This is a genomic window from Streptomyces sp. NPDC016459 (genome assembly GCF_040632845.1).
Taxonomy (GTDB): Bacteria; Actinomycetota; Actinomycetes; order Streptomycetales; family Streptomycetaceae; genus Streptomyces.
The window spans coordinates 387,802-414,464 of the sequence record NZ_JBEYCR010000001.1; the positions used below are offsets into that span (position 1 = coordinate 387,802).

23 protein-coding genes are annotated in these 26,663 nt (G+C 72.8%); 10 read left to right on the forward strand and 13 right to left on the reverse strand.

All coding sequences use genetic code 11. The features are described from left to right. Positions 1-105: 105 nt before the first annotated feature. Positions 106-1,302: a quinolinate synthase NadA gene (gene nadA / locus ABZ567_RS01745; RefSeq protein ID WP_360783324.1), complete on the forward strand. Its 1,197-nt coding sequence runs from the start codon at positions 106-108 to the stop codon at positions 1,300-1,302. A 70-nt stretch (positions 1,303-1,372) separates the two neighbouring features. Here the strand turns inward: nadA and ABZ567_RS01750 are convergent, their stop codons facing one another. From ABZ567_RS01750 to ABZ567_RS01770, 5 genes are all read right to left on the reverse strand, one after another. Further along, complete coding sequence (locus ABZ567_RS01750) at positions 1,373-4,543, reverse strand: efflux RND transporter permease subunit (RefSeq protein WP_360783326.1); 3,171 nt, start codon at positions 4,541-4,543, stop codon at positions 1,373-1,375. A 186-nt stretch (positions 4,544-4,729) separates the two neighbouring features. Next, positions 4,730-5,419, reverse strand: coding sequence for a response regulator transcription factor (locus ABZ567_RS01755; protein WP_360783329.1), 690 nt, complete (start codon positions 5,417-5,419; stop codon positions 4,730-4,732). After that, a complete protein-coding gene (locus ABZ567_RS01760; RefSeq protein WP_360783332.1) occupies positions 5,416-6,657 on the reverse strand; it encodes a sensor histidine kinase in 1,242 nt (413 codons plus the stop codon). Before ABZ567_RS01760 ends, ABZ567_RS01755 begins: the two co-directional genes overlap by 4 nt. A 220-nt stretch (positions 6,658-6,877) precedes the next feature. Then, the gene (locus ABZ567_RS01765; RefSeq protein ID WP_360783335.1) at positions 6,878-7,156 is read right to left on the reverse strand and encodes a hypothetical protein; all 279 of its coding nucleotides are present in this window, start codon (positions 7,154-7,156) and stop codon (positions 6,878-6,880) included. A 19-nt stretch (positions 7,157-7,175) separates the two neighbouring features. Continuing rightward, positions 7,176-7,973 carry a PspA/IM30 family protein gene (locus ABZ567_RS01770; RefSeq protein WP_360783337.1) on the reverse strand — a complete coding sequence of 266 codons (798 nt, stop codon included), beginning with the start codon at positions 7,971-7,973 and terminating at the stop codon, positions 7,176-7,178. Positions 7,974-8,246: 273 nt separating this feature from the next. Between ABZ567_RS01770 and ABZ567_RS01775 the strand changes: the two genes are divergently transcribed. The 3 genes from ABZ567_RS01775 (at position 8,247) to ABZ567_RS01785 (ending at position 10,859) form a co-directional block, all read left to right on the forward strand. Further along, positions 8,247-8,852: a DUF3043 domain-containing protein gene (locus tag ABZ567_RS01775; protein ID WP_360783339.1), complete on the forward strand. Its 606-nt coding sequence runs from the start codon at positions 8,247-8,249 to the stop codon at positions 8,850-8,852. Between the two features lie 65 nt (positions 8,853-8,917). Next, positions 8,918-9,694, forward strand: coding sequence for a methyltransferase domain-containing protein (locus tag ABZ567_RS01780; protein ID WP_360783341.1), 777 nt, complete (start codon positions 8,918-8,920; stop codon positions 9,692-9,694). Between the two features lie 91 nt (positions 9,695-9,785). Continuing rightward, positions 9,786-10,859, forward strand: a complete 1,074-nt coding sequence (locus ABZ567_RS01785; RefSeq protein ID WP_360783345.1) for a trypsin-like peptidase domain-containing protein — start codon at positions 9,786-9,788, stop codon at positions 10,857-10,859. Positions 10,860-11,074: 215 nt separating this feature from the next. On the opposite strand, the gene ABZ567_RS01790 is transcribed toward ABZ567_RS01785, so the two are convergent. Beyond that, positions 11,075-11,281, reverse strand: a complete 207-nt coding sequence (locus ABZ567_RS01790; RefSeq protein WP_360783348.1) for a hypothetical protein — start codon at positions 11,279-11,281, stop codon at positions 11,075-11,077. 91 nt (positions 11,282-11,372) lie between these two features. Between ABZ567_RS01790 and ABZ567_RS01795 the strand changes: the two genes are divergently transcribed. From ABZ567_RS01795 to ABZ567_RS01810, 4 genes are all read left to right on the forward strand, one after another. Next, the gene (locus ABZ567_RS01795) at positions 11,373-12,575 is read left to right on the forward strand and encodes a bifunctional adenosylcobinamide kinase/adenosylcobinamide-phosphate guanylyltransferase (RefSeq protein ID WP_360783350.1); all 1,203 of its coding nucleotides are present in this window, start codon (positions 11,373-11,375) and stop codon (positions 12,573-12,575) included. A 47-nt stretch (positions 12,576-12,622) separates the two neighbouring features. After that, complete coding sequence (gene cobT / locus ABZ567_RS01800; protein WP_360783352.1) at positions 12,623-13,699, forward strand: nicotinate-nucleotide--dimethylbenzimidazole phosphoribosyltransferase; 1,077 nt, start codon at positions 12,623-12,625, stop codon at positions 13,697-13,699. Between the two features lie 107 nt (positions 13,700-13,806). After that, a complete protein-coding gene (locus tag ABZ567_RS01805; protein WP_360783354.1) occupies positions 13,807-15,570 on the forward strand; it encodes a phosphatidylglycerol lysyltransferase domain-containing protein in 1,764 nt (587 codons plus the stop codon). Further along, positions 15,567-16,277, forward strand: coding sequence for a hypothetical protein (locus ABZ567_RS01810; RefSeq protein WP_360783357.1), 711 nt, complete (start codon positions 15,567-15,569; stop codon positions 16,275-16,277). The genes ABZ567_RS01805 and ABZ567_RS01810 overlap by 4 nt, the downstream gene beginning before the upstream one ends. Here the strand turns inward: ABZ567_RS01810 and ABZ567_RS01815 are convergent. Continuing rightward, positions 16,217-16,981 (reverse strand): hypothetical protein, encoded by a 765-nt coding sequence (locus ABZ567_RS01815; RefSeq protein ID WP_360783360.1) that lies wholly within the window; start codon positions 16,979-16,981, stop codon positions 16,217-16,219. The two genes, ABZ567_RS01810 and ABZ567_RS01815, sit on opposite strands and share 61 nt — an antisense overlap. A gap of 76 nt (positions 16,982-17,057) precedes the next feature. Between ABZ567_RS01815 and ABZ567_RS01820 the strand changes: the two genes are divergently transcribed. Further along, positions 17,058-17,822: an adenosylcobinamide-GDP ribazoletransferase gene (locus tag ABZ567_RS01820; protein WP_360783363.1), complete on the forward strand. Its 765-nt coding sequence runs from the start codon at positions 17,058-17,060 to the stop codon at positions 17,820-17,822. A gap of 100 nt (positions 17,823-17,922) precedes the next feature. On the opposite strand, the gene ABZ567_RS01825 is transcribed toward ABZ567_RS01820, so the two are convergent. The 6 genes from ABZ567_RS01825 to ABZ567_RS01850 are packed head-to-tail and all read right to left on the reverse strand — an operon-like array spanning position 17,923 to position 24,643. Further along, a complete protein-coding gene (locus ABZ567_RS01825; protein WP_360783366.1) occupies positions 17,923-18,060 on the reverse strand; it encodes a hypothetical protein in 138 nt (45 codons plus the stop codon). An 11-nt stretch (positions 18,061-18,071) separates the two neighbouring features. Further along, positions 18,072-18,860, reverse strand: coding sequence for an endo alpha-1,4 polygalactosaminidase (locus tag ABZ567_RS01830; protein ID WP_360783369.1), 789 nt, complete (start codon positions 18,858-18,860; stop codon positions 18,072-18,074). Continuing rightward, positions 18,857-19,474: a spherulation-specific family 4 protein gene (locus ABZ567_RS01835; RefSeq protein ID WP_360783372.1), complete on the reverse strand. Its 618-nt coding sequence runs from the start codon at positions 19,472-19,474 to the stop codon at positions 18,857-18,859. Before ABZ567_RS01835 ends, ABZ567_RS01830 begins: the two co-directional genes overlap by 4 nt. 12 nt (positions 19,475-19,486) lie before the next feature. After that, on the reverse strand, positions 19,487-21,001 hold the full coding sequence (locus ABZ567_RS01840; protein ID WP_360783375.1) for a hypothetical protein: 1,515 nt from the start codon (positions 20,999-21,001) through the stop codon (positions 19,487-19,489). Beyond that, a complete protein-coding gene (gene pelF / locus ABZ567_RS01845) occupies positions 20,998-22,545 on the reverse strand; it encodes a GT4 family glycosyltransferase PelF (RefSeq protein ID WP_360783378.1) in 1,548 nt (515 codons plus the stop codon). Before pelF ends, ABZ567_RS01840 begins: the two co-directional genes overlap by 4 nt. A 25-nt stretch (positions 22,546-22,570) precedes the next feature. After that, positions 22,571-24,643, reverse strand: coding sequence for a hypothetical protein (locus ABZ567_RS01850; RefSeq protein ID WP_360783380.1), 2,073 nt, complete (start codon positions 24,641-24,643; stop codon positions 22,571-22,573). A gap of 317 nt (positions 24,644-24,960) precedes the next feature. Here ABZ567_RS01850 and ABZ567_RS01855 point away from each other — a divergent pair, with 317 nt between their 5' ends. Continuing rightward, on the forward strand, positions 24,961-26,469 hold the full coding sequence (locus ABZ567_RS01855; protein WP_360783382.1) for a leucyl aminopeptidase: 1,509 nt from the start codon (positions 24,961-24,963) through the stop codon (positions 26,467-26,469). Positions 26,470-26,663: the final 194 nt, after the last annotated feature.

The following is a 26,663-nucleotide window of genomic DNA, read 5'->3' on the forward strand; positions in this document are numbered from 1 at the left end:
ATTCGTCACATCGACACTATGGCCGTCGTCATTGTGACGTGAAGCGGTTATGATAGATAGCGTCATTTCGACGAAAAGCATCCCCGCTGGTTCCCCGAAGAAAGGGTGCGTGACGTGACCACGGCCCAAGCCCGTCATGATCTCGACGTACAGCCGACGCCGCTCGCCCTGCTCCTGCTCGGCCGCGAGGCCGACCCGAAGAGCGAGCGCGGAGTGGAGTGCCCCGGCGATCTGCCGTCGCCCTCCGACCCCGACCTCGTGGAGCGCGCCCGCGCGGCCAAGGAGAAGCTCGGGGACAAGGTCTTCGTCCTCGGCCACCACTACCAGCGTGACGAGGTCATCCAGTTCGCCGATGTCACCGGTGACTCGTTCAAGCTCGCGCGCGACGCGGCGGCGAGGCCCGAGGCCGAGTACATCGTGTTCTGCGGCGTCCACTTCATGGCCGAGTCGGCCGACATCCTCACCGGCGACGAGCAGAAGGTCGTCCTGCCCGACCTGGCGGCCGGCTGCTCGATGGCCGACATGGCCACCGCCGAGCAGGTCGCCGAGTGCTGGGACGTGCTGACCGAGGCCGGCATCGCCGAGCAGGTCGTGCCCGTCTCGTACATGAACTCCTCGGCCGACATCAAGGCCTTCACCGGCAAGCACGGGGGCACCATCTGCACCTCGTCCAACGCCGAGCGGGCCTTGAACTGGGCCTTCGAGCAGGGCGAGAAGGTGCTGTTCCTGCCCGACCAGCACCTCGGCCGCAACACCGCCGTCCGGGACATGGGGATGTCCCTGGACGACTGCGTGCTCTACAACCCGCACAAGCCCAACGGCGGACTGACCGTCGAGGAGCTGCGCGCCGCCAAGATGATCCTCTGGCGGGGTCACTGCTCGGTGCACGGCCGCTTCTCGCTGGACTCGGTGAACGACGTGCGCGAGCGCATCCCCGGCGTGAACGTGCTCGTCCACCCCGAGTGCCGCCACGAGGTCGTCGCCGCCGCGGACTACGTGGGCTCGACCGAGTACATCATCAACACCCTGGAGGCGGCCCCGGCCGGTTCCTCGTGGGCGATCGGCACGGAGCTGAACCTGGTCCGGCGTCTGGCGAACCGATTCGCCGACCAGGGCAAGGAGATCGTCTTCCTCGACAAGACGGTCTGCTTCTGCTCGACCATGAACCGGATCGACCTGCCGCACCTGGTGTGGACCCTGGAGTCCCTGGCCGCGGGCAACCTCGTCAACCAGATCCAGGTCGACAAGGAGACGGAGAGCTTCGCCAAGCTGGCCCTGGAGCGGATGCTCGCTCTGCCGTAACGGTTCTCCCTCCCCGTACACGCCGAAGGGCGCCCCGCACGACCGCGGGGCGCCCTTCGCTGTCCGGGGCTCAGTCCAGGATGTTCAGCAGGCTCGCGTCCAGCGGGGAGACGTCCGGCTGATCCGGGTTGACCGTCGCGTCGCCCTTCTCCTTCGCCGTTCGCTTCGCGTCCTTCTTCGCCGCCTTCTTCTGCGCGCGGCGCTCCTTGCGGAGCTCCACCATCGCGTACAGCGTCGGGACGAGGAGCAGGGTCAGCAGCGTCGAGGTGAGCAGACCGCCGATCACGACCACGGCCAGCGGCTGGGCGATGAAGCCGCCTTCGCCGGTGATGCCGAGGGCCATCGGCAGCAGCGCGAAGATCGTCGCGAGGGCCGTCATCAGGATCGGGCGCAGCCGGTGCCGGCCGCCCTCGACCACCGCCTCGACGACCCCCAGGCCCTGGGCCCGGTACTGGTTGATCAGGTCGATCAGGACGATCGCGTTGGTGACGACGATGCCGATGAGCATCAGCATGCCGATCATCGCCGGGACGCCCATCGCGGTGTCGGTGACCACCAGGAGACCGATCGCGCCGGTCGCCGCGAACGGGATCGAGACCAGCAGGATCAGCGGCTGGATCAGCGACCTGAAGGTCGCCACGAGCAGCATGAAGACGATCGCGACGGCCGCGAGCATCGCGAGGAACAGGTTGAGGAAGGCCTCGGACTGGTCCTCGGAGACGCCGCCGATGGTGGCGGTGGCGCCCTCCGGCAGGTCGAGCGCGCCGATCTCCGTCTGGAGGGTGCTGCTCACCGCGCCGGTGTTGTCACCGACCGGCTTCGCCGTGATCGTCGCGGCGCGGGCGCCGTCGATCCTGGTCATGGAGACCGGACCGGGGACCAGCTCGACGGTGGCGATGTCGCCCAGCTTCACCGGGCCGAGGGGCAGGGCCTTGAGCCCGTCCAGGGTGGTGACGGGCCGCGCCGAGGTGATCAGGACCTCCCGCTCGCTGTCGTCGAGGATCGCCTTGGCGGCCGGGGTGCCCCGGACGGCCTGGGCGACGATCATGCCGAGCGAGGCGGAGTCGAAGCCCGCGTCGGCCGCGGCGGGCTTCGCCGTGACGGAGATGCGCGGTACGGACTGCGAGAGGTCGCTCTGCACGTCGGTGACGTTCTTCAGCCCGGCGATCGCCGTCCGGACCTGCTCGGAGGCCTTCTTGAGGACCTCCGGGTCGGCGGCCTTGACGACCACGCTCAGATCCTGGCTGCCGAAGCCGTCGCCGGCCGCGAGGGTGGTGTCGCCGATCCCGTCGAGGGCGCCGAGGCCCTTCTCGATGGCGGCGCGGGTCTTCTCGTACGCGTCGGAGTCGTCGAGGCTGACCTTGTACGAGGCCTGGTTGGTGCCGGTACCGCCGCCGAAGGCCGCCATGAAGCCGGACGAACCGACGTTGACCTGGTAGTCCTTGACGCCCTCGGTCTCCGCGAGGAGCTTCTCGATCTTCTTCGCGGCCTCGTCGGAGGCGTCCAGACCGGTGCCCGGCGGCAGCTCCTGCTGGATGCTGAGGACCTCCTGCTCGCCCTGGTCGAAGAAGTTCGTCTTGAGGAGCGGGGCCATGCCGAAGGTGACGACCAGGACGGCGAGCGCGATGCCCAGGCTGGCGAGCCTGCGCCGGGTCGCGAACCGCAGGACCGGCACGTACAGGCGCTGCAGACGGCTCTTCTCCTCCTTCTCCTCGGCCAGCCTGCGCGCCTCCGCCAAGTCCTCCGATGTGCCCTTCGGGGCGCCGAGGAACCAGTACGAGAGGACCGGGACCACGGTCAGGGAGACGAGCAGCGAGGCGAGCAGGGCCGCGGTGACCGTCAGCGAGAACGAGCCGAACAGCTCGCCGATCATGCCGCCGGTGAGCCCGATCGGCAGGAAGACGGCGACGGTGGTGAGGGTGGAGGAGGTGACGGCCCCCGCCACCTCGCGGACCGCGGTGAGGATCGCGGCCTGGCGCTCCTCGCCGTAGCCGAGGTGGCGCTTGATGTTCTCCAGGACCACGATCGAGTCGTCGACGACCCGGCCGATGGCGATGGTCAGCGCGCCGAGCGTCAGCATGTTCAGCGAGAGGTCACGGGTCCACAGCACGATCAGGGCGAGGACGACCGAGAGCGGGATGGAGACCGCGGTCACCAGGGTCGAGCGGATCGACGCGAGGAAGACCAGGATCACCAGGACGGCCATGACGAGGCCGAGCGCGCCCTCGGTGGTGAGCCCGGAGACGGCCTTGGCGACGGCCGGTCCCTGGTCGGAGACGACCGTCAGCTCGGCGCCCGCGCCGAGGTCACGGCGCAGCTCGGGCAGCTTCTCCTCGACGGCGTCCGAGATGGCGACGGCGCTGCCGTCCTTGTCCATGGTGGCCATGACGGCGAGGCTGGGCTTGCCGTTGGTACGGGTGAGGGAGACGCGCGGCGACTCCTCCTGGCGCACGGTGGCCACGTCACCGAGACGGACCGCCTTGCCCTTGCCGGGGACGGCCGCCGGGATGCGCAGGTCCTGGATCTGCCGCAGCGAGGTGTAACCGGCCCCGACCTGGATCGTGCGGTTCTTGCCGTCCTGGGCGAAGGAGCCGGCCGGCATCGTGCCGCCGCCCGAGCGGAGGGCCTCGGCGAGCTTGGCGGTGGTGAGGCCGGCGGCGGCGAGCCGCCGCTCGTCCGGGGTGACGGAGACCTGGAGGTCCTGGACGCCGGAGACGGAGACCTGGCCGACGCCGTCGATGCCTTCGAGGGCGGGGACGACGGTCCGCTCCAGCCGGTCCGCGAGGGCCTGCTGGTCCTGGTCGGACGCGGCGGCGAGGACGACGGTCGGCATGTCGTCCGTCGAACCGGCGATCACCTGCGGGTCGACGGAGTCGGGCAGCTGCGCGCGGGCGCGGTTGACGGCCTGCTGGACATCGGCGACGAGCTGCTTCGTCGACTCGTCGCCGTAGTCGAAGGAGGCCATGACGACGGCCATGCCCTCGGAAGCGGTGGAGGTGACCGACGTGAGGCCGTCGACGGCCTTCAGGTTGCTCTCCAGCGGTTCGACGACCTGCTTCTCGACCACATCCGGAGAGGCACCCTGGTACGGGGCGAGGACCGAGACCATCGGCAGCTCGATCGAGGGGAACAACTGCTGCTTCAGCTGCGGTATCGCGATCGCCCCGAACACGATCGCGACGATGGACATCAGCCCGACCAGGGCCCTTTGCGCGAGGCTGAATCTGGACAGCCAGGACATGGGGTCTCTCTTCTGTGGCGTACTCGTCGACAGGCGGGAGCAGCCAGGACCCCGGCCCGGACCCGCTGGATCCGCCGGAGACGCCCCCCTTCCTACGATCCGCCATCGGCGGCCGTAAGTCCTCGGCCCCCGGGTCCACATCCTTATCCCGCGCATACCGCGTCTGGAGTACGCCGGGGCCTCGGATCACTCCACCCTCGGACGGACAAGACCCGATTCGTACGCCGTGACCACCAGCTGGGCCCGGTCACGGGCGCCCAGTTTGGCCATGGCCCGGTTGACGTGGGTCTTCACGGTGAGCGGGCTGACGTCGAGGCGCTCGGCGATCTCGTCGTTGGACAGGCCGCCCGCCACCAGCACCAGGACCTCCCGCTCCCGGGCGGTGAGCGCGGTGAGCCGCTCGGTCCTCGCCCCGACGTCCCCGTGGACGGCCCTTCCGCCCGCGCCCTGCGCGAGGAACGTGGCGATCAGGCCCTTGGTGGCGGCCGGGGACAGCAGCGCCTCGCCCGCGTGGGCGATCCGGATGGCGCCGAGGAGCTCCTCCGGTTCGGCGCCCTTGCCGAGGAAGCCGGAGGCCCCGGCGCGCAGCGACTGCACGACGTACTCGTCGACCTCGAAGGTGGTGAGCATGACGATCCGTACGTCGGAGAGTCCGGGGTCGGCGGTGATCTGGCGGGTGGCCGCGAGGCCGTCCGTGCCCGGCATCCGGATGTCCATCAGGACGACGTCGGGGCGCTCCGAGCGGGCGAGGGCCACGGCCTGGGCGCCGTCGGCGGCCTCGCCGACGACCTCCATGTCCGGTTCGGAGTCCACCAGGACCTTGAAGGCGCTGCGGAGCAGGGCCTGGTCGTCGGCGAGCAGCACCCGGATGGTCATGTGTCCTCCCCCGAACGGGACGTCACCGGCAGTATCGCCTGGACCCGGAAACCGCCGCCGTAGCGGGGGGCGGCGGTCAGGGTGCCGCCGAGGGCGCCGACCCGTTCCCGCATGCCGAGCAGCCCGTGGCCGCCGGTGGGGGCGGCGCTCCGGGCGGAGGCGGGCCCGCCGTTGTCGAGGACGGTGATCTCGACCGTGCGGCCCACCCGGACGACGCTCACCTCCGCCTCGGCGTCCGGTCCCGCGTGCTTGCGGACGTTCGTCAGGGCTTCCTGCACGATCCTGTACGCGGCCAGGTCGACGGTCGCGGGCAGCGGCTTCTCCCCGTCGGTACGGGCCAGGGCGACCGGGAGCCCGGCCTTGCGGAAGCTGTCGAGCAGCCCGTCGAGGACGGCGAGGCCGGGGGCCGGTTCGGTGGGCGCCTCGGGGTCGCCGGACTGGCGCAGCAGGCCGACGGTGGCGCGCAGCTCGTCGAGCGCGGAACGGCTGGCCTCCCGTACGTGTGCGAGGGCCTCCTTGGCCTGGTCCGGGCGCTTGTCCATGACGTGGGCCGCGACGCCGGCCTGGACGTTCACCAGGGCGATGTGGTGGGCGACGACGTCGTGGAGGTCGCGGGCGATCCGCAGCCGTTCCTCGGCGACCCGGCGTCCGGCCTCCTCCTCGCGGGTCCGTTCGGCCCGCTCGGCCCGCTCCCGTATCGCGTCGACGAAGGCCCGGCGGCTGCGGACGGCGTCCCCCGCGGCGGCGGCCATGCCGGTCCAGGCGAAGACGCCGAGGTTCTCCTGCGCGTACCAGTTGGTCGGGCCGAAGGTCATGGCGGCGGCGGTGAGCACCGCCATCGTGGCGAGGCCCACGCGCCAGGTGGTGGGGCGGTCGGTGCGGGAGGCGACCGTGTAGAGCGCGACGACGGCGCTCATGGCGATGGGGGCGGGCCGGGTGTCGCTGATCAGTTCGACGAGGCTGATCGTCACGGTGAAGCAGAGCACCCGGAACGGGTGGCGGCGTCGCAGCACGAGCGCGGCGGCCCCGGCGACCATGATCAACACGCTCCAGGCGTCGGGCGTGTGATCACCGAAGGTCGGCCCGTCCGGGCTGCCGTGGGGGTCGGTGAAGGACCCGGCGACCATGCAGACGAGCGCGCCGGCCGCGACCGTCGCGTCGAAGGCGAGGGGGTGGGCGCGGAACCAGTCGCGGAGACGGAGGTAGAGCGTGCCGGTGGCGGGGCCGGTGGGGGTCACGGGGGACAACGGTACGGGGAGGGGAAGCCCGGGGGGTGCCCGGCCTGATCGGGAGGACACCCCGGGGGGAGGCGGCGGTAGGGCACCCGTAGGGGGAAAGCACGCTGTCCCGCCTCCCCGGTCGGGGTGACGGGACAGCGACAGTCGGGGTGGCGGGGCAGCGACGGTCGGGGTAGCGGGACAGCCGCTGTCGGTGTGGCGGGACAGCGACGGTCGTGCGTCAGCCCGGGATCAGGCCGTCGTCGGAGAGCATCGCCCTGACCTCGTCGAGGCTCGCGTCCGGGGCGGGGAGGATGAGCTCCGAGGGTTCGAGAGCGTCGTCCGGGAGTGGCTCACCGAGCCGCCGGACCGCGTCCAGGAGGGCGCCCAGCGTGTGCCGGAACCCTTCCCCGTCCCCCGATTCCATCTCTGCGAGCAGCTCGTCGTCGAGCTCGTTCAGCTCGACGAAGTGGCTGTCGGCCAGCTTCCACTGGCCCTCCCCCATGATCCGTACGATCATGTCGCGTCCTGTCTGTCGCCTACTTCTCGAAGCGTGGGTGGGACTGCTGCTGGTTCTGGTCCTGCGGCGCCGCCGCGCCACCGCCCTCGAGGGCCTGCTGCTGCGCCGATGGGCCGCCGGCCAGCTCCGCCTTCATCCGCTGGAGCTCCAGCTCGACGTCCGTACCGCCGGAGAGCCGGTCCAGCTCCGCCTGGATGTCGTCCTTCGCGAGACCGGACTGGTCGTCCAGGGCTCCCGAGGCGAGCAGCTCGTCGATCGCGCCCGCGCGCGCCTGGAGCTGGGCGGTCTTGTCCTCGGCCCGCTGGATCGCGACGCCGACGTCGCTCATCTCCTCCGAGATGCCGGAGAAGGACTCGGCGATCCTGGTCTGGGCCTGCGCCGCCGTGTAGGTCGCCTTGATCGTCTCCTTCTTGGTACGGAAGGCGTCGACCTTGGCCTGGAGACGCTGGGCGGCGAGGGTGAGCTTCTCCTCCTCGCCCTGCAGCGTCTGGTGCTGCACCTCCAGATCGCTGACCTGCTGCTGGAGCGCGGCGCGGCGGGACAGCGCCTCACGCGCCAGGTCTTCGCGACCGAGCGCGAGCGCCTTGCGGCCCTGGTCCTCCAGCTTGGCGGACTGGCCCTGCAGCTGGTTCAGCTGGAGTTCGAGCCGCTTGCGGGAGGTGGCGACGTCGGCGACGCCCCGCCGTACCTTCTGCAACAGCTCCAGCTGCTTCTGATAGGAGTAATCGAGCGTCTCGCGCGGATCCTCGGCCCGGTCAAGGGCCTTGTTCGCCTTCGCGCGGAAGATCATCCCCATACGCTTCATGACACCGCTCATGGGCTTCGCGCGCCCCCTTCTGACGGACTTCGAATCCAACTCTTCGACAGGATCCACAGTACGGGCCCTGTCTCCATTACCGCACTGTTCGGAGCGGGATGCGCTCCTCCCCAAGGACGACTACGGGCGGCTCTCCCTCCCGCGCAGGGAGTAGAGGGATCTCAGGGAGACCGCGCCCGCCCTCCCCCGCACATCGCCGTGGACGCACTCCGTTAGCGGATCGTTCCCGGCCGGCATCGGGTTCATGCCCACCACCCCGTACCCTTGGGTTTTGTGTTCCGTAGCCGTCCGAAGGACGAGAAGGCCCCCACCGACAAGGTGACGGCGGACCTCTCCACCAAGCAGCCCCGCGACCCCGAGGCCCCCAAGGGCCGCCCGACCCCGAAGCGGAGCGAGGCGCAGACCCAGCGCCGTCGCGCCGTGACGGTGCCGACCGACCGCAAGGAGGCCGCCAAGCGCCAGCGCGAGGCACGCCGCTCCGACCTGGCACGTCAGCGTGAGGCGCTGGCCAGTGGCGACGAGCGTTATCTGCCGGCCCGCGACAAGGGTCCGGTCCGCCGCTTCGTGCGCGACTTCGTCGACTCGCGGTTCGCGATCGCCGAGTTCTTCCTGCCGATGGCCGTGGTGATCCTCGTGCTGTCACTGTTCGGCAACGCCAACCGGTCGCTGCAGAACATCTCCCTGCTGCTCTGGCTCGGTGTGATCATCCTGATCGTCATCGACTCGGTCGGCATCTGGCTCCGTCTGCGGAAGCAGCTCGCCGAGCGCTTCCCGAACGAGCCGAAGCGCGGCGCCGTCGCGTACGGCCTGATGCGCACGCTCCAGATGCGCCGACTGCGGCTGCCGAAGCCGCAGGTCAAGCGCGGAGAGCGGCCCTGAGCGCCGACAGCTCGGAGCCCGTCGGGCGCGCTTTCGGCGCGGCGACCTCGGAGGCGGGCGGCCCGGTGCTGCCCGCCGTCGCGCACTGGCCCGCCGGGTCCGGCGGGCTGCGCGACACGATCCGCCAGGAGATCGTCGCCCGTCAGCTCGACGAGCAGATATCCGGCCGCTACCCCGTGGGGCAGCGGCTGCGGATCCTCGACGCGGGCATGGGCCAGGGCACGCAGGCCCTGCGTCTCGCGCGCGCCGGCCACACGGTGACCGGCCTCGAGGCCGATCCCGACCTGCTGAAAGCGGCCCGTGAGTCGCTGGCGACGGAGCCCGCCGGTATCCGTGAACGGGTCCGGCTGATCGAGGGCGACGGCCGCGAGACCGGGGTGCACTTCCTGCCCGGCAGCTTCGACGTGGTCCTCTGCCACGGCGTGCTCATGTACGCGGACGAGCCGGACGCGCTGCTGGCCGGCCTGGCCCGGATGCTTGCTCCCGGCGGGCTGCTCTCCCTGGTCGTGCGCAACGCCGACGCCCTGGCCATGCGGCCGGGGCTCGCCGGCGACTGGTCGGGGGCGCTCGCGGGCTTCGACTCGGACGTCTACACGGACGACCACGGCGTGAAGGTGCGGGCCGACCGTCTCGACGCGCTGACGGCGACGCTCGCGGGGATCGCGGCGCCGCTGCACGCCTGGTACGGGGTACGGGTCTTCACGGACGGCGTCCCGGCCGAGGCGGGCCTGCCGGCCGCCGACGAGCTGGACCGGCTCCTCGCCGCCGAGGACCGGGCGGGCCGCACGGAACCCTACCGAGGGATCGCGGCGCTGCTGCACCTGTGCGGGGTACGGGGCTGAGACGGGCGGGGCCGGTGCCCGGGAGGGGCCGGCACCCCTGATCGGGTGCGGTCGTCGGGCCCCGCCTGGGCGTGAACCGGATACTCCGGACATGGACGTATCCCGTGGCCACGCCCGTACCCCCCGCCGCCTCCTCCCCCTGACCGCCGCGGCCTGTGCCGCCGCGCTCGTCGGGGGCTGCTCCGCCGACGGGGACGCGCCCGTGCGTGAGCGCTCCACCCAGGCTGCCGCGCCGCTCGCCGCCAACGACCTCCAGGACGACTACCGGGCCGTCATCAAGAACGTACTGCCGTCGGTCGTCCAGATCGACGCGGCGAACAGCCTGGGCTCCGGGGTCGTGTACGACGCCGCGGGGCACATCGTCACCAACGCGCACGTGGTCGGCCAGGAGAAGAACTTCGAGGTCACCGCCGCCACCGGCGGGCAGCCGGTGACCGCCCGCCTCGTCTTCTCGTACCCCGAGCAGGATCTCGCGGTGATCAGACTGACGTCCGTGCCGCAGGGCCTCAAGCCGGCGAAGTTCGGCGACTCGGCCGCCGTCGACATGGGGCAGATCGTGCTGGCGATGGGTTCCCCGCTCGGCCTGTCCGGCAGCGTGACGCAGGGCATCGTCTCGGCGACCGGCCGCACCGTCAGCGAGGGGCGGACGGGCGGGGGCACGGGAGCGACCATCGGGAACATGATCCAGACGTCGGCCGCGATCAACCCCGGCAACAGCGGGGGCGCGCTGGTGAACCTGAACAGCGAGGTCATCGGCATCCCGACGCTCGCGGCGACCGATCCGGAGATGGGCGGCGGCTCGGCGGCCGGGATCGGGTTCGCGATCCCCGCGTCGATGGTGCGGACCGTCGCGGACCAGATCGTCAAGGACGGCAAGGTGACGGACTCGGGGCGGGCGGCCCTGAACATCACCGGCCGTACGGTGCTCGACGACGACTACGAGCCGGCGGGCGTGGCCGTGGTCGAAGCGCCGGCGAACGGGGCGGCGGGGCGGGCGGGCCTGAGGCCCGGGGACGTGATCATCCGGCTCGGTGACACCGACATCACGACGATCACGTCCCTGTCGGAGGCGTTGGCCTCGCTCCGGCCGGGCGACAAGGTGACGACGACGTACGTCCGGGGGACGGCGACGCGGAAGGCGGAGGTCACGCTGGGCGAGATGTGACGGGGCCTGCGGCGGGCGGTGGCCCCCGCAGGTGCGCCCTCCCTACGGGCACCTCGGCACCGTCGGCGGGTGCGGGCGCGCCTCCGGGTGGTGCGGGGGTGCGACCTCCGGGTGCGGGCGCGCGAGCTCCGCACCCGGGCGCGCGACCTCCAGGTGCGGGCGCGCCTCCGGATGCGGGGGCGTCTGCCCCCGCACCCCCCTGGTCGCCGGGCGCCCTAGCTTTCCGCGTCGAGGGGCATCGGGCCGTAGATCTTCGTCCCGTCCTCAGAGAGGGTCACCTGGTCCGCGCCGCCGCCGAGGAGGTCACGCCAGTGTTCGCCGATCCAGCTCTCCGCGTCGCCCTGGGTGGTGAACTCCTCCGGAGTCACCACCGGCTCGACCTGCGTGCCGTCGGACTTCTCGAACCGCCACGTCCATGCCATGTCCGCCTCCTGGCGCTCACCGGATGATCGGTTTCCTGCCCGCAGAGTAGCCGGGCGCGCACGGCTCGCGGTGGCGCGGGAGGATCTGAGGGTGGAACTGACTCTGCTCGGCACCGGCGCCCCCCTCGGGCTGCCCCGCCCCGACTGCCCCTGCGCCGTGTGCGCGCTCTCCCGTGGGCCCCGGGTCCGCGCGGCGACGTCGCTGCTCGTGGACGGGGCCCTGCTGCTCGACCTGACCCCGGGGGCCGCGCTCGCGGCCGCCCGGTCGGGACATTCGCTCGTGGGCGTACGGCAGGTCCTGCTGACGCATCCGCACGACGGGCCGGCCGTCGAGGTGCCCGCCGCGCTCCCCACCGCCGGGAGGGTGCCGGACGGGCGGGAGTTGACGCTGATCAGCGGGCACCGGGTGCGGGCCGTCCCGATGGACTCCCCCGGTACCGGCTACGAGGTGACGTCGGCGGACGGCGAGCGGCTGCTCTATCTGCCGCCCGGCGGGTCCGTCGCCGGGCTCCCGGAGAACCACCGGGTGCCGTACGACATGGTGGTCGCCGATGTGACGGGCCGCCCGGACGGGCTGGCCCGGCTGCGGGCGACCGGGGCGGTCGGTCCTGTGACCGAGGTGATCGCGGCGCATCTGGACCATGACGTGCCGACGGGGGCCGAGCTGGACCGGCGGCTCGCGGCGGCGGGCGCGCGGGCGGTGCCGGACGGGACGACGCTGTACGTGGGCGAGTACCACGAGGTGCCGGACGTGCCCCGGCGGACCCTGGTGACGGGCGGGGCCAGGTCGGGGAAGTCCGTGGAGGCCGAGCGGCGTCTGGAGGCCTTCCCCGAGGTGCTGTACGTGGCGACGGGCGGCGGCCGCGAGGGCGACCCGGAGTGGGCGGAGCGGGTGGGCCTGCACCGGGAGCGGCGGCCGGGTTCCTGGCGTACCGCCGAGACCTGTGACCTCGTACCGCTCCTGGCGGAGGACGGGCCCGCGCTGCTGGTCGACTGTCTGTCGCTGTGGCTGACCGACGCCATGGACCGGGTGGGCGCCTGGGACGACGGGCGGTGGGCGGCCGGTGGGCAGAGGGCGCTGCGGAAGCGGACGGCGGAGCTGGTGGCGGCGGTGCGGGCCACCCGCCGTACGGTCGTCGCGGTGACGAACGAGGTCGGTTCCGGAGTGGTGCCGGGCACGGCGGCGGGGCGCCGCTTCCGGGACGAGCTCGGTCGGCTGAACGCGGCGTTCGCCGACGAGTGCGAGGAGGTCGTCCTCGTGGTCGCCGGTCAGGCCCTGGTGCTGCGCGGGTAGGGTGCGAGCACCGATGGCCCTCGCTGATGTGTCTCAAGGCGGTACCCGTGAATCTGGACGACTTCTCCGATCTGATCGAGCGCCCCGACGGCGGGATCCGGCGTGACGCCGAGGAGCGCCGTGAACGGCTGACCGTGCCGCCGGGGGCGCTCGGCCGGCTCGACGAGCTCGGTGAGTGGCTGTCGGCCGCCCAGGCCTCGGTCAAGGTGCGGGCGATCGAGCAGCCGAGGGTGGTGCTGTTCGCGGGCGACCACGGGGTCGCCTCGCTCGGTGTGTCGGGCCGCCCGGCGGGCACCGCGCACGAGCTGGTGCGGGCCGTCCTGGACGGGCTGAGCCCGATCGCCGTGCTCGCCCGGTCGACGGACGTGCCGGTACGGGTCGTGGACGCCGGTGTCGACTGCGATCCGGAGTTGCTGCCGGCCGAGGTGGTGCGCCATCGGGTGCGGCGCGGCAGCGGCCGGATCGACGTGGAGAACGCGCTGACGGTCGAGGAGACGGAGGCGGCGGTCCGCCTCGGTATCGCGATCGCCGACGAGGAGGCCGACTCGGGCACCGATCTGGTGGTGCTCGGCGATCTGAGCGTCGGCGGGACGACGTCGGCGGCGACGCTGATCGCGGCGCTCTGCGGGACGGACGCGTCCGTGGTGACGGGCCGGGGCGGCGCCGGGATCGACGATCTGGCGTGGATGCGGAAGTGTGCGGCGATCCGGGACGCGCTGCGGCGGGCCCGGCCGGTCCTGGGTGACCAGCTGGAGCTGCTGGCGGCGGTCGGCGGGGCGGATCTGGCGGCGATGACCGGTTTCCTGCTCCAGGCCTCGGTGCGGCGGATGCCGGTGGTCCTTGACGGCGTGGTGGGGGCGGCCTGCGCGCTGGTGGCGCAGCGGGCGGCGTTCCGGGCGCCGGACTGGTGGCTGGCGGGGCAGGTGAGCGGGGAGCCGGCGCAGGCGAAGGCTCTGGACCGGATGGCGCTCAACCCTCTCCTCGATCACGGCGTCCATGTGGGTGAGGGAACCGGGGCATTGCTCGCACTTCCCCTCGTCAGGGCCGCCGCCGCGTTCGCGGCGGAGCTGCCCGAGCGTCCGGATCCGACCACTCCGGACGACGAGGGCGCTGCGGCGGTCTGAGGGGAAGCGGGACGGGCACGTCGACTCCGGGGCGGCCACGCGCCACGTGCGCGTGGCCGCCTCCGGCGTCTCCGCACGACAAGCGATGCCCCATATGATCGCTTTTCATGGGAGAAGTCCGCTTGTCTGCCGAAGCAACACCCCGCGGCACCAGCGCCCGTTCGCGCCGCAGCGCCGCGTTCGCTGTCTGGTACCTGCGCGTCGTCACGTTCATCAATCTCCTGAGTGCCGTCTGGGTCTCGCTCGGACAGGACCTGCGCCGCCACAACGAGGACAACTACTTCACCCCGTACATGCTCACGGCCGGTTTCGCCTCGGGGGTCTTCACCCTCTTCCTGGCGATCACCATGCGGCGCCGCAAGCGGGCCGCGTGGATCCTCAACATGGTGCTCGGCGGCCTGTTCCTGCTGCTGTTCGCGCTGGTGATGCTCTTCCCGGAGATCCGCCGGCACGCCCAGAACTGGATCTCGCTGGTCCTGACCGCCGCCTTCGTCCTGGCGCTGCTGCTGGGCCGCAAGGAGTTCTACGCGAAGGGCGACCGCTCCAACCCGCCGCTCGCGGCGGCCGTGGCCGTCGGCGGGCTGCTCGTCACCTCGCTGCTCGCCGCCGTCCTGGTGACCGCCACCAACACCTCCACCGCCCCCTCCACCTTCCTGGAGCGCTGGCGGTACGGCGTGATGCGGCTCGTCACCCTGGCCGCCGACGACTCGCGGATCCCCGGGATCTCCACCCCCGGCTGGGTCGACGTCACCATCAACGTCCTGTCCACCCTGCTGCTGTTCGCGGTGCTGTTCGCCGCCTTCCGCTCGCGGCGGGCCGTCGATCCGCTGACCGAGGGGGACGAGGAGCGGCTGCGGGCCCTGCTCGACAAGCACGGGGACCGCGACTCGCTCGGCTACTTCGCGCTACGCCGCGAGAAGAGCGTCGTGTGGTCGCCGAGCGAGAAGGCCGCCATCGCCTACCGGGTGGTCGGCGGGGTGTCGCTCGCCTCGGGCGACCCGATCGGCGACCCGGAGGCCTGGCCGGGCGCCATCGAACCGTGGCTGGCCGAGGCGCGCGAGCACGGCTGGATCCCGGCGGTGATGGGCGCGAGCGAGGAGGCCGGCACCATCTACGCCCGGCACGGGCTCGACGCCCTGGAGCTGGGCGACGAGGCGATCGTGGAGACAGGCGAGTTCACGTTGGACGGGCGGGCCATGCGGACGGTCCGGCAGGCGTTCAACCGGGTCAAGCGGGCCGGGTACGAGGTGCGCATCCGGCGCCACGAGGACATCCCGGCCGAGGAGATGGCCGCGCTGCTCCGCAAGGCCGACGACTGGCGGGACGGGGCGACCGAGCGCGGCTTCTCGATGGCGCTCGGCCGGCTCGGCGACCCCCGGGACGGGCGCTGCGTGATGCTGGAGTGCACCGACGGACAGGGCGAGCTCCGGGCGGTGCTGTCCTTCGTCCCCTGGGGTCCGAAGGGGCTCTCGCTGGACCTGATGCGTCGTGACCGGGACGCCGAGAACGGGCTGATGGAGTTCATGGTCATCGAACTCCTCCAGCGGGCAGAAGAGATCGGGATCACTCAGGTGTCGCTGAACTTCGCGATGTTCCGCTCCGTCTTCGAACGTGGCTCGAAGCTCGGGGCGGGGCCCGTGCTGCGCATGTGGCGTTCGCTGCTCAGCTTCTTCTCCCGCTGGTGGCAGATCGAGTCGCTGTACCGCGCCAACGCCAAGTACCGACCGATCTGGGAGCCCCGATTCATGCTCTTCGAGAAGAGTGCCGACCTGCTGCGCATCGGCCTGGCCGCCGGGCGGGCCGAAGGCTTCCTGGAGGCGCCGGGGCTGCCGAAGTGGCTGCACCGCAGACATCTGGAGAGCGGGCGTTGAGCGGGACCCGGGGTGCCTTCGCCCGCCGGGAGTGGGGCCCGCTGTTCACCACCGTACGTACGGCGCTGACCGCCCGGCGGTGGAGGGCGGTCCCGATGACGCTGGCCGCCGTCTGCCTCACCGCCCTCTTCCAGCTGGTCCAGAACCAGGACTGGGGCTACCAACCGGTGCAGGACATCGGGTCGGTGCGGGCCGAGGACCCGCTGTGGCTCGCGCTGCTCAGGACACCGCTCTCGCTCTTCGTACCAGCGCTCGACCTGCCCGTGTGGGGGGCGCTCGCGCAGGTCCTGCTGGTGTTCGGGATCGCCGAGATCTGTCTCGGGCGGTGGCGGACGCTCGGCATCGCCTATCTGGCGACCCTCGCGGGGACGCTGTACGCGCGCGTGGGCATCGCGCTCGGCCCGGAAGGCCCGCTCGGGCTGCCCGCGTCCGACGCGCGGGTCGTCGACACCGGGCCGTCGGCGGCCGTGGTCGGTCTCGCCGTCTACGTCTGCTGGCGGTACGGGGCCGTGTGGACCGGCGGGGCAGTGGTCGTGGCGATGGTCGTGGAGGTGATCGTCAAGCCGAACCTGGCGGGCAAGGAGCATCTGGCGGCCATCGCCGGCATCCTCGTCCTGATCGGGGTGCAGGCGTGGCGGGAGCGCGGTCAGGAGGGAGTGGAGCCCCGGCCCGGGGCCCGCTCCTGGAAGCCGCCGATCAAGTCCTGAGCACGGCGCCGGACCTTGGTCCACCGCCTGTCGTGACGGTACGTACGGAGCCGGGAGCGGGCCCGTGCGCGGTGGCGGCGCCCGTAGAACCGCCGGGACCACCACGAGCCGGGGCGGGCGAGGCGGGCGGCCCCGACGATCGCCACGAACGGGACGAAGACCCCGAGGACGGCCATCCGGAACTTGCCCTTCACCAGGGTGATCAGGATGAGCAGGAAGTTCAGCGCCAGGGTGAGCAGGAAGGTGACCCGGTCCTGGCGCTCGTCGGCCGTCATGTCGTCGACGCCGAGCGGGGAGAAGCCGCTCAGGGCGAGGCCGGCCAGGGCCGCGGTGAGGACGACCACCTCGACGCTCTTGCGGCCCTCCTCCGTCCAGTACACGTCGTCGAGATGGAGGATGAGCGCGAACTCGTCGAGGACCAGCCCCGCGCCGATCCCGAAGACCACGGCGAAGACGGCCCCGCCGACGCCGTGCCGGTCGCTGCCCACCGCGCCGAACCCGCCGATGACGGTGAGGACGACTCCCGGCACGACGTGATGGATATGGAGCCCACCGGAGGAGACGTTCCCGAAGGGTCCCCGGCCCGCCCGGATGAGCCGGGTGACGGACCGTGTGACCAGGAACGTCACGACGAACGAGGTCAGCGCGAGCAGCATCGGGAGCTTCCCCGGCTCGAGGATGTTGCGGGAGAACCAGTGACCCATGCCACCCCGTTCCGAGATGCGCGGTATGCGGCGTATGGGCAATCTACCGTCCCGAGTCGGCGATTACCCTGCCCGGATGGACGGCCTGCGTTTCGCCTTCGGCACCCTCACCGTGTTCCCCGCCCGCATCACCCGCTGGGACCGGGACGCGGCGCGCGCCGGCATGCTGTGCGCCCCGGTGGCCGGACTGGCCGTCGGCCTCTGCGCCGGCGCACTCGGCGGGACGTTCCTGCTGCTCGGCTCCGGCCCGCTGCTCGCCGCCGTCGTCACCACCGCCGTCCCCGCCGTCCTCACCCGGGGCCTCCACCTCGACGGCCTAGCTGACACCGCCGACGGCCTCGGCAGCGCCAAACCCGCGGGGGACGCGCTGCGCATCATGAAGCAGTCGGACGTCGGCCCGTTCGGCGTCATCGCACTGCTCCTCGTCCTGCTCGCCCAGGTCGCCGCGCTCTTCGAGCTGTACGGGGAGAGCTGGGCGCACGGCGCGGCCGGCGCCGTACTCGCCGCCACCGTCGCCCGCCTGGCCCTCACCCACGCCTCCCGCCACGGCGTCCCGGCGGCCCGCCCGGAGGGCCTCGGCGCGATCGTCGCCGCCACGGTCCCGGTCCGCGCCGCCACCCTCACGACGGCGCTCGTCCTGAGCGCGTGCGCGGCGACGGGCCTCCTCTTCTCCCCGTACGACGCCGTCCACGACGTCCTGGCGGCGGGCGCGGCCCTGGCCGCGGCGGCACTGATCCTCCGCCGGTGCGTACGGCGGTTCGGCGGGGTGACCGGGGACGTCTTCGGGGCGGTGGAGGAGACGGCGGCGACGGCGGCGCTGGTGACGCTGGCCCTGGGGTGACCCATCCGTGACCGGCCGCCGGGCAACCATCGGGGCCGCCGCCCGGTCATGCAGGCGTGATCAGACCCCTCACCCGTACCGCCGCCGCACTCGCCGGGGCCTATCCCGGGGTCGGAGAGGCCAGGGAACGGGCCGGGCGGGCCTGCGCGGACGGGACGTACCGCCCCCGCTCCGGGAGCCACTGGTACACCTGGTCGTCCCAGGGCGCCTGGACGGCGCGGGGCGGGGGCCGGGCCACCTGCTACATCGTCAGCACGGCCGGCGCCACACCCCCAGCTCGTACCGCTTCTGCATGGAGCTGAGGCCCAGCTTCCGGGCCTGGGGGCAGAACTCGGACGTCTTGAGCTCGTACTCGACGTGGAAGACCGCCTTGTCCGCCGCGACGAACGGGGCGAGGAGGTCGCACTCGTCGTACTCAGCGCACTGTTCGTTGACCGCGAAGTCGAAGTCGGGGAGCAGCTGCGGGATCTGGTCCAGGTCGTTCTTGAGGCCCACCGCGAGGCCGCGGTCGTGGGCCAGGCGGGCGATGAGGCGGTTGTAGCGGAGCTGGTCGGCGGCGGTGAGGGGAAAGCCGGTGCGGTTGCGGTAGCCGTCCATGTTGTCGGGTTCGACGGCGTCGAAGCCCTTGGTGCGGCACATGTCGAGGCGCTGCGCCATGAGGGGTTCGAGGACGTCGGTGCGGCGGATGTCGAGCCAGCGTTCGCCCTCCCAGCCGTTGCCCTCGCCGAGGACGGACTTCGGGAAGCGGTCGGCGTCCGGCCGGAAGTCCTCCCAGGCGCCGGTGGAGAGATAGCAGATGACCTTGCGGCCGCGGCGGTGGAGGTCCGCGACCGTGGACGCCGGGTGGTCGAAGCCGTCGATGTCGTAGACGGGGACGTCGACCGTGGGGTCCAGGCGTCCGCTGAGCTGCCACTGCCAGGCGAGGCCCGGCTGCGGCCGCCACCGCTCCGCCCGGGGCTTGGGGTCGGGGTCGGGGCCCGTCGTGCACGCGGTGGCGAGGAGGAGCAGGCCCGCGAGCAGGGGCAGCAGTCGTCTCATCGGGCGGGCTCCAGGAGGTGCGGAAGGGTGCCCCAGGGGTGCGCGCCCGTGCCGGGGACCGCGCAGTGCACCGGGGTGACCGGGCGGACGCCGGGCGGGGCCGCGTAGACGAGGTGGCAGTAGTGGGCGGCGGCCGGCAGGTCGAGCGTCCGGTACGTGTCCCAGGGGCCCTCGAAGGTGACGAGGAGGTCGGCGAACTCCTCGTAACCGGGGTCCGGGTGCGCCCCGTGGTTGAGCACCAGGGTCGCGGCTCCGGCGGACCGGGCCGCGACCGCGACCCGCCGGTAGTGGGCGAGGGCGCCGGGCGCGGTCGCCACCTGGTCGAGGAAGGCCCCGTCGGTGCCGTACCAGTCGCGGTGGCGGAGGAGGTCGGTGACGACCTCGGCGTGCGGGCGGCGCCCGTAGTCGGTGTCCACGTACCCGAGGAGCCGTACCCCGGCCGCCTTCAGCCGTCCGGCGGCCTCCGCGAACGCCGGGTCGGCGGCCTCGCCCGCGCCGCTCGCCGGGTTGACGACGACGCCGTACAGGGACGGCGCCGCGTCGACGAGCGCCGACCAGGCCTCGGGGCGGTCGGCCGGGTGCTCGTAGAACGGCACCAGGAGGAGACGATTCACGGTCCGGATCCCCTAGACGCGGTGGGCGGTCGGTCGTACCAGCAGAGCACAGGTGAGGACGGCGAGCACCGCCGCCGCTCCCCCGGCCGCCACCGGGTCCGCTCCGGGTGTCAGGGACTGCGCGGTGGCCGCGAGCAGACAGACGACGGCCGCGCTGAGCACCGCTCCGAAGGCCTGGAGCAGCAGCCCCAGCCAGAGCACCGTCCCGATCAGGAGCAGGGTGACGAGCCGTGGCGGCGTCGGCCAGGGAGCCCCGGGCCAGACCAGGGTCGCGGCGAGGGTGAGGGCGGCGAGGGCGGTGAGGTAGCCGCCGAGGCAGAGCACGAGGGTGCCGGTGACGGCCCGGCGGAACTCCCGGGCGGTGGTCAGGGTCCGCAGCCGGGTCAGGCTCTCGCCCCGGAAGCGGTGCAGCAGCCATTCCGCGGGGCCCATGGAGAGGGTGAGCGCGATGACGGCGCCCGCGCCGCTCACCAGGGTGTCGCCGATGCCTGCCTGGAGGACGAACAGCCCGCTGCCGAGGCCGAAGAGGCCGTACGGGAGGGACGCGGCGCGCGGGGGGCCGCCGCGTCCGGCCGCGCCGCGACGCGCGCCCGGCCGCAGGACGAGCGCGGCGAGGACGACGCCGGCGGTGAGCGCGGCGAGCAGGAGCGCGGCGCGCAGCGGGCCCGGCAGGTCCCAGCGGAAGGCGGGGAGGGCCCCCGCGAGCGGCAGCAGGGCGCAGAGCAGGGCCCGTTCGCGGCCGAGGACCAGGAGCACGGTCGCGGCGGCGAGGTAGAGCGACTGCCCGGCGGCGAAGAGGGCCGCCGGGGTCTCGCCGGGCGCGGCGGCCGCGAAGGCGACGGCCGTACCGGCGAGGGCGCCCGCGGGCGCGCCGGTGAGCAGGGCGCGGGCGGCGGCGGCCCGGTCGCCGAGACCGAGCCAGGTGTACGCACGGTGGGACAGGGCCTGGTTCCACACCCAGCCGGTGACGGCCCCCGCGAGGAGCGGAACCGTTCCGCCGGGGAGCCCGAAGCGGCCCGGCTCCCCGGCGAGGAGCGGCGCGGCCAGGACGTACGCGAGGCCGGGCAGCGCGAAGACGAGCCCGCGCAGGAGACAGCCGGCGAGCCCGCTGTGCCAGGCGCCGCCGGGCGGTGGCGCCGGTGCGGGGTGGCGCCGCTCCACGCGCGCGTAGAGGTCCTCCCCGAGGGCGAAGGAGTCGGCGCGGCCGTAGGTGAGCCGGATGTGGTCGTCCGTCATGCCGTCGGATTCGAGGAGGGCGGCGATCTCGTCCGGGTGGACGGCGACCGCGGCCAGCCCTCCGATCCGCGCGACGAGTTCGTCGAGCGGATCGGCCGCGAGGCCGTCCCCGGCGGGAGGCGGGGCGCCGGGGGCGGTCGGGTACGCGCCGGGGGGCGCGGGAGACCCGTCGGAGGGCGTGGACGGGCCGTCGGAGGGCGTGGACGGGCCGTCGGAGGAGCGGCGGGGGCGCGGGATCGCGGGGAGCGGGGTGCCGGTCGCCGGGGGTTTCAGCCAGAGCGAGCCGCTCACGCCGGGGTGCCTCCTGTGACGAGGGCCGCGGGGGTGCGGCGCGGAGTGGGGACGCGCAGGCGCAGGGGCGCGAAGGTGACGGCCGGGGCCGGCCGCGGAGGCCGGGCCCCCGCCAGTTCGCGGTAGATCTGCCGGAAGCCGTCGACCGAGCGGTGCAGGGTGAACCGGTCGATCACCCGCTGCCGGGCGCGTCGCCCGAGTTCGGCGCGCCTGGCCCCGTCGCGGAGGAGTTCGCTGACGGCGGCGGCCATGACGGCCGGTTCGCGGGGCGGGACGACGATCCCGGTGTCGCCGACGGCCTCCCGTACCCCGCCGACGTCGGTGGAGACGGTGGCGCGCCCGCAGGACATGGCCTCGATGAGGGAGAAGGGGAAGCCCTCGCTGATGGAGGAGAGCATGACCACGCTGCCGGCCGCGTAGGCGCGCGGCACCTCCGAGACCCGGCCCTCGAAGGTGAGGCCGTCGGTGACGCCGAGTTCGGCGGCGAGCTTCTCCAGGCGGGTCAGGTAGTCCTCGTTCCCCGCGGGGACGGGGCCGAAGAGCCGCAGCCGCAGCGCGGGGAGTTCGGCGCGGCAGATGGCGTACGCCCGGATCAGGGTTTCGAGGTCTTTGATGGGGTCGACGCGTCCGCACCAGCTGAGGGTGGGCGTCTCGGGTTCGGGGCCGGCCTCGGGGAAGGCGGCCGGGTCGACGCCGTTGTAGACGGTCCGGATGCGGTCGGCGGGGGCGCCGCCGCGCTCCTCCCAGCGCCGGTTGTACTGGTTGCAGGGGGTGATGAGGTCGGCCTTGCGGTAGCCGAGGGTGTTGAGCTCGCGGTAGAAGCCGAGCATGAGGGCCTTGACGGGCCAGCGTTGCGCCTCGGTGCGGTAGCCGAGGTAGCGCTCGCGGAGGTAGATGCCGTGTTCGGTGAGCAGGAAGGGCACTCCTTCGAAGTGCTGTGCGGCGAGCGCCGGCAGCGTGGCGAGGCCGCTGGAGACGGCGTGGGCGACGCCGTCGGTGGATATCCGCGCGGCGAGCGGGCGCAGGGCGTGTTCGAGCAGGTCGGTGGCGGTGAGCGCGTCGTGGACGGTGGGCCGGGCCGCGAGCGTCGGCAGGTGCGGCATGGTCCAGATCCACATCAGGGAGCGCAGGGCCGCCTCGGAGCGCAGGGCGCCGGTCAGCCGTCCCTGCCGGGCGAGTTCGGCCAGTTCGTACAGGCCGGTGCCGAAGTCGCAGCCCGCCTCCGGGTCGAGGAGGGCGAGCAGGAGGCGTTCGTACGCGTCGAGGAAGCGGCGGCGGGCGCGCCCCCGCAGGGGCCGGCGCGCGCGAGCGGACGCGGCCGGACCCTGCGGGAGTCCCCAGAGGGGGTACGCGGTGTGCCGGGTGACGTTGGGCGGCAGCTCCCAGGTGACGGGTTCGCGGCCGCTGCCGGTGAGGGCGAGGATCTCGAAGCGGACCTCGGGCATGCCTCGGACGAGCTGGTCGCACCAGGTGCTGACGCCGCCGTGGACATGCGGATAGGTGCCTTCGGTGAGCATGGTGACGTGACGGCCACTGCTCGGCATGTGCGTTCCCCCCAGAACGTGCTGGTCAGGCGGTCGGGAGCATGAGTGTGACGCTGGTCTGGAGCAGTTCGGGTGTGGTCCAGGCCGAGCGGGTGCCCGCGTACGGCGCGCCGAAGGCCGTACTGCCGAGGAGGAGTTGCTTGCGGGTGCCCTCGGGGGCGGTGATGGGCGCGGTGAGGCCGGCGGGCACCTTGACGGTGACCTTGGCGCCGATGCGGTAGGCGGTGACCTTTCCGGCGGCGAGGGCCTGGTCCCAGGCGGCGCGGCGCTCCAGTTCGGTGCCGACGTCCTTCTGGCGCGGGTTCACCACGGGGGCGCTGGGGGCGAACAGGCCGCGGTAGTCGGCGAGCACCCGGTCGAGGACGGGGTAGAGGAGGCGTTCCTCGGCGAGGTTGGACTGGTGCGCGTAGTGCGGGCGCGGGTCGTTGCCGAGGACGTGGGAGAGGGCGGTCCTGGCCTCCTGCGGGACGATGTGGTCGGCGTAGCCGGTGGTGGTGGGGAGCGGTGCGGGCAGGCAGGTGGAGGCCGGGTCGGCCTCGCAGACGCCGCTGCCGCCGTCGGCGCGGGAGGTGTAGACCCAGTTGTACTCGTCGGTCATCTCCGCGGCGGTGCCCACGTTGTAGTACACGTTCATGGGGTGGCGGGGCACGGTCTTCGCGGCGCCGGTGGCGGTGCCGAGGGAACGTTGCTGCGGTTCGCGGGAGTTGTCGCTCGCGAGCCATTTGACGCCGTTGTCGGCGAGGGCGCCGGCCAGGTGGGGGTTGTCGGCGGGCTGCTGCGGGAGGGTCCTGAGGCCGGAGTGCTCGCCGGTGACGAGTTCGCCCCGGTCCACCGGGATGCCTTTGCCGACGGCCCAGTTGTGGTTGTCGCGGATCTGGGCGGAGAGCGCGGCACGGCCGACCCAGAGGGTGTTGCCCGAGGCGTCCTTGGCGCACTGCCAGGGGACGACGGTGTTGTCCTGGACGCAGCCGAGGAAGGGGTGGGTGTAGGTGTGGTTGATCCACCGGTACTGGGCGCGGTCCGCGACGAGCCGGTCGGTGAGCGGGTCGCTGCCGTGCTCGGTCTTCCACTGCTCGCCCTGGCCGCCGTTGTAGACCATGTCGAGGGTGAAGCCGGAGGACTTCTGCCAGGCGGCGGCGTACTGGGCGTCGGCGACCGTCATCCGGATCGGGTTCTCGCCCTCGCCTTCGTCGCCGACGCAGTCGAAGTCGCCGGGGGTGCAGTTGCGCGCGGGGTCCCAGCGGGCGTCGGGCGCGAAGACGTCGTCGACGTGGACGGAGAGGTAGTTGCGGCTCTGTCCGAGGTGGACGCCCTGGGTGAGCCATTCGACGATGCCGCGGGCGAGGGCGCGGAACTGACGCTGGTACTGGTTGTAGGCGAAGGTGACGACGAGTTCGCGGCGTCCGTCCGCGGCGTACTCGCCGACGAGGCTGGCCCGGCCGCCGCCGTCGACGGGGACGTCGAGGTAGCTGGTGTAGCCGGCGCGGGGACGGCCCGCGTAGCCGTAACTCTCGGCGATCGTCGGGTCGTTGTCCTCGAAGGTGAGCGCTCCGGACAGGTACCGGAAGGGGCCCGCCCGGCCGGCCGCGGTGACGCCGGCCGTGGTCCCGTCGAGGACGCCGGACCGGCCTCCCTCGTTGGTGTAGTCGAGTCCGACCCCCGGGTGCGACCAGGTGTAGGCGTCGACCTGCGGGATCCCGAAGGTCCGCTCGTACGCCTGGAGGGCGGTGTGCTCGGCGGAGTCGGGCCCGAAGGCGCTCTCGTGCGGCAGGACGACGCCCTGGTACTTCGCGCGGGGACGCCCGTCGACCGTATCGCTGAGGAAGGCGGTGTCGAGGACCGGCCGGTTCGGGTCGCCGAGGTCGATCCTGCGGTACGGGACGCCGGAGCCCTTCAGCTCGGCGGTGATCGCGCCGACCGCGCTGCCACCGTCGTCGACGACGAGCACGGTGAGGTCGGTCCGGGGCACGGGCGCCGTGACGGCCTGTGCGGACGGGACGACGGTGGCGAGCAGCGCGGCGGCGGCGAGGGCCGCGACCCGGGCGGTGCGGGCGGCGCGAGGCGCGGTTCTGGGCGTACGGATTCGGCCGGAGTCCATCAGGTGGTGTCCCCCCTCGGCAGGTCCGCACGCGCCCGGGCACGGAAACGGTGGACCTGTGGTGATGCTGCAGATGATGCGAGGACGAGGGCGTCGTCCTCGCGTGACTGATGGCGAGTGTGAAGGAGCGCTCCGAGCCTGAACGGTAAACATGAAAGAGACACCACGGATGAGTGAATCAGCGCCGCCGTGAGCGAACAGGATGAGCGAGCGTAGGCTCGTTCTCGGCGCTCTCCGGGCCGAAATACGATGCGGCGGGCACGGTCGGCCTATCCCTCGACCGCCACAGAACTCAATGGAAGCGAGATTTCACCACCGTGACTGCTCTCACTCTCAGCACTGCCGGCGCGGCGACCCTGCGCGCCGACGCCCTCGTCGTCGGCGTCGCGAAGTCCGGGAAGACGCTCGTCGTCGCCCCGGGCGCCGAGGCCGTCGACAAGGCCTTCGAAGGCCGGCTCGCCGCCGTCCTGGAGACCCTGGGCGCCTCGGGTGCCGAGGGTGAGGCGACCAAGCTGCCCGCCCCCGCCGGTCTCAAGGCCCCGGTCGTCCTCGCCGTCGGCCTGGGCGCCGCCCCCGAGGACGGCGGGTCCTTCGGCGCGGAGATCCTGCGCCGCGCCGCCGGCACCGCCGCCCGCACCCTGACCGGCGCGAAGAAGGCCGCGTTCGCGCTGCCGATCGCCGCCGCCGAGGACGCCGCCGCCATCGCGGAGGGCGCCCTGCTCGGCGCCTACGCCTTCACGGCGTACCAGGAGAACGGCAAGGACGCGAAGAAGCCGCTGGCCGAGGTCGCCCTGCTCGGCGCCAAGCCGCGCGACAAGGCCCACAAGGCCGCCGCCGAGCGCGCCCAGGCCGTCGCCGAGGAGATCAACCGCGCCCGCGACCTGATCAACATGCCGCCGAACGACCTGACCCCCGCCGCCTTCGCCGCCGCCGCCCAGGCCGCCGGCAAGGAGCACGGCCTCAAGGTCCAGGTCCTCGACGAGAAGGCGCTCGCCAAGGGCGGCTACGGCGGCATCCTCGGTGTCGGCAACGGCTCCGAGAACCCGCCCCGCCTGGTCCGGATCGCCTACACCCACCCGAAGGCGGAGCGGACCCTCGCCCTCGTCGGCAAGGGCATCACCTACGACTCGGGCGGCATCTCCCTGAAGCCGGCCGGCCACAACGAGACGATGAAGTGCGACATGAGCGGCGCCGCCGCCGTGTTCTCGTCCGTCGTCGCCGCGGCCCGCCTCGGCCTGGAGGTCAACGTCACCGGCTGGCTCGCCCTCGCCGAGAACATGCCGTCCGGCTCCGCCACCCGCCCGGGTGACGTGCTGCGCATGTACAGCGGCAAGACCGTCGAGGTCCTCAACACCGACGCCGAGGGCCGTCTCGTCCTGGCCGACGCGCTGACCCGGGCCTCCGAGGAGCACCCGGACGCGATCGTCGACGTGGCGACCCTGACCGGCGCCATGGTCCTGGCGCTCGGCAACCGCACCTTCGGCATCATGGCCAACGACGACGACTACCGCTCGGCGATCCACGAGATCGCGGAGGAGGTCGGCGAGGCGTCCTGGCCGATGCCGCTCCCCGCGGACCTGCGCAAGGGCATGGACTCCCCCACCGCCGACATCGCCAACATGGGTGAGCGGATGGGCGGCGGCCTGGTCGCCGGTCTGTTCCTCCAGGAGTTCGTGGGCGAGGGCATCACCTGGGCCCACCTGGACATCGCGGGCCCCGCCTTCCACGAGGGCGCCCCGTACGGCTACACCCCGAAGGGCGGCACCGGCTCCTCGGTCCGCACCCTGGTGAAGCTGGCCGAGCGCACGGCCGCCGGCGAGATCTGAGCACACCGTGACGGGGACGGCCCCGGGCCTCGCGCCCGGGGCCGTCCCCGTCGCCGACTTCCGCTCGCGACGAAATCCGTAGGTCCGTACGCCCCGGTCAGCCCTCCGTACGGACGATCGGCCGTCTCAGAGCCCGGCCCCGCGTCCCGCCATCCGTCAACAAGTGCGAAGATGGGTTCTCGGCAGGACAGGGC

Bases quoted from the DNA above. Each gene is read 5' to 3' on its own strand.
- ABZ567_RS01785 (WP_360783345.1), top strand. From the start codon at position 9,786: ATGGACGTATCCCGTGGCCACGCCCGTACCCCCCGCCGCCTCCTCCCC.
- ABZ567_RS01830 (WP_360783369.1), bottom strand. From the start codon at position 18,860: ATGAGACGACTGCTGCCCCTGCTCGCGGGCCTGCTCCTCCTCGCCACC.
- ABZ567_RS01790 (WP_360783348.1), bottom strand. From the start codon at position 11,281: ATGGCATGGACGTGGCGGTTCGAGAAGTCCGACGGCACGCAGGTCGAG.
- ABZ567_RS01805 (WP_360783354.1), top strand. From the start codon at position 13,807: ATGGGAGAAGTCCGCTTGTCTGCCGAAGCAACACCCCGCGGCACCAGC.
- ABZ567_RS01850 (WP_360783380.1), bottom strand. From the start codon at position 24,643: ATGGACTCCGGCCGAATCCGTACGCCCAGAACCGCGCCTCGCGCCGCC.
- ABZ567_RS01820 (WP_360783363.1), top strand. From the start codon at position 17,058: ATGGACGGCCTGCGTTTCGCCTTCGGCACCCTCACCGTGTTCCCCGCC.
- ABZ567_RS01750 (WP_360783326.1), bottom strand. From the start codon at position 4,543: ATGTCCTGGCTGTCCAGATTCAGCCTCGCGCAAAGGGCCCTGGTCGGG.
- ABZ567_RS01755 (WP_360783329.1), bottom strand. From the start codon at position 5,419: ATGACCATCCGGGTGCTGCTCGCCGACGACCAGGCCCTGCTCCGCAGC.
- ABZ567_RS01770 (WP_360783337.1), bottom strand. From the start codon at position 7,973: ATGAGCGGTGTCATGAAGCGTATGGGGATGATCTTCCGCGCGAAGGCG.
- ABZ567_RS01765 (WP_360783335.1), bottom strand. From the start codon at position 7,156: ATGATCGTACGGATCATGGGGGAGGGCCAGTGGAAGCTGGCCGACAGC.
- ABZ567_RS01815 (WP_360783360.1), bottom strand. From the start codon at position 16,981: ATGGGTCACTGGTTCTCCCGCAACATCCTCGAGCCGGGGAAGCTCCCG.
- pelF (WP_360783378.1), bottom strand. From the start codon at position 22,545: ATGCCGAGCAGTGGCCGTCACGTCACCATGCTCACCGAAGGCACCTAT.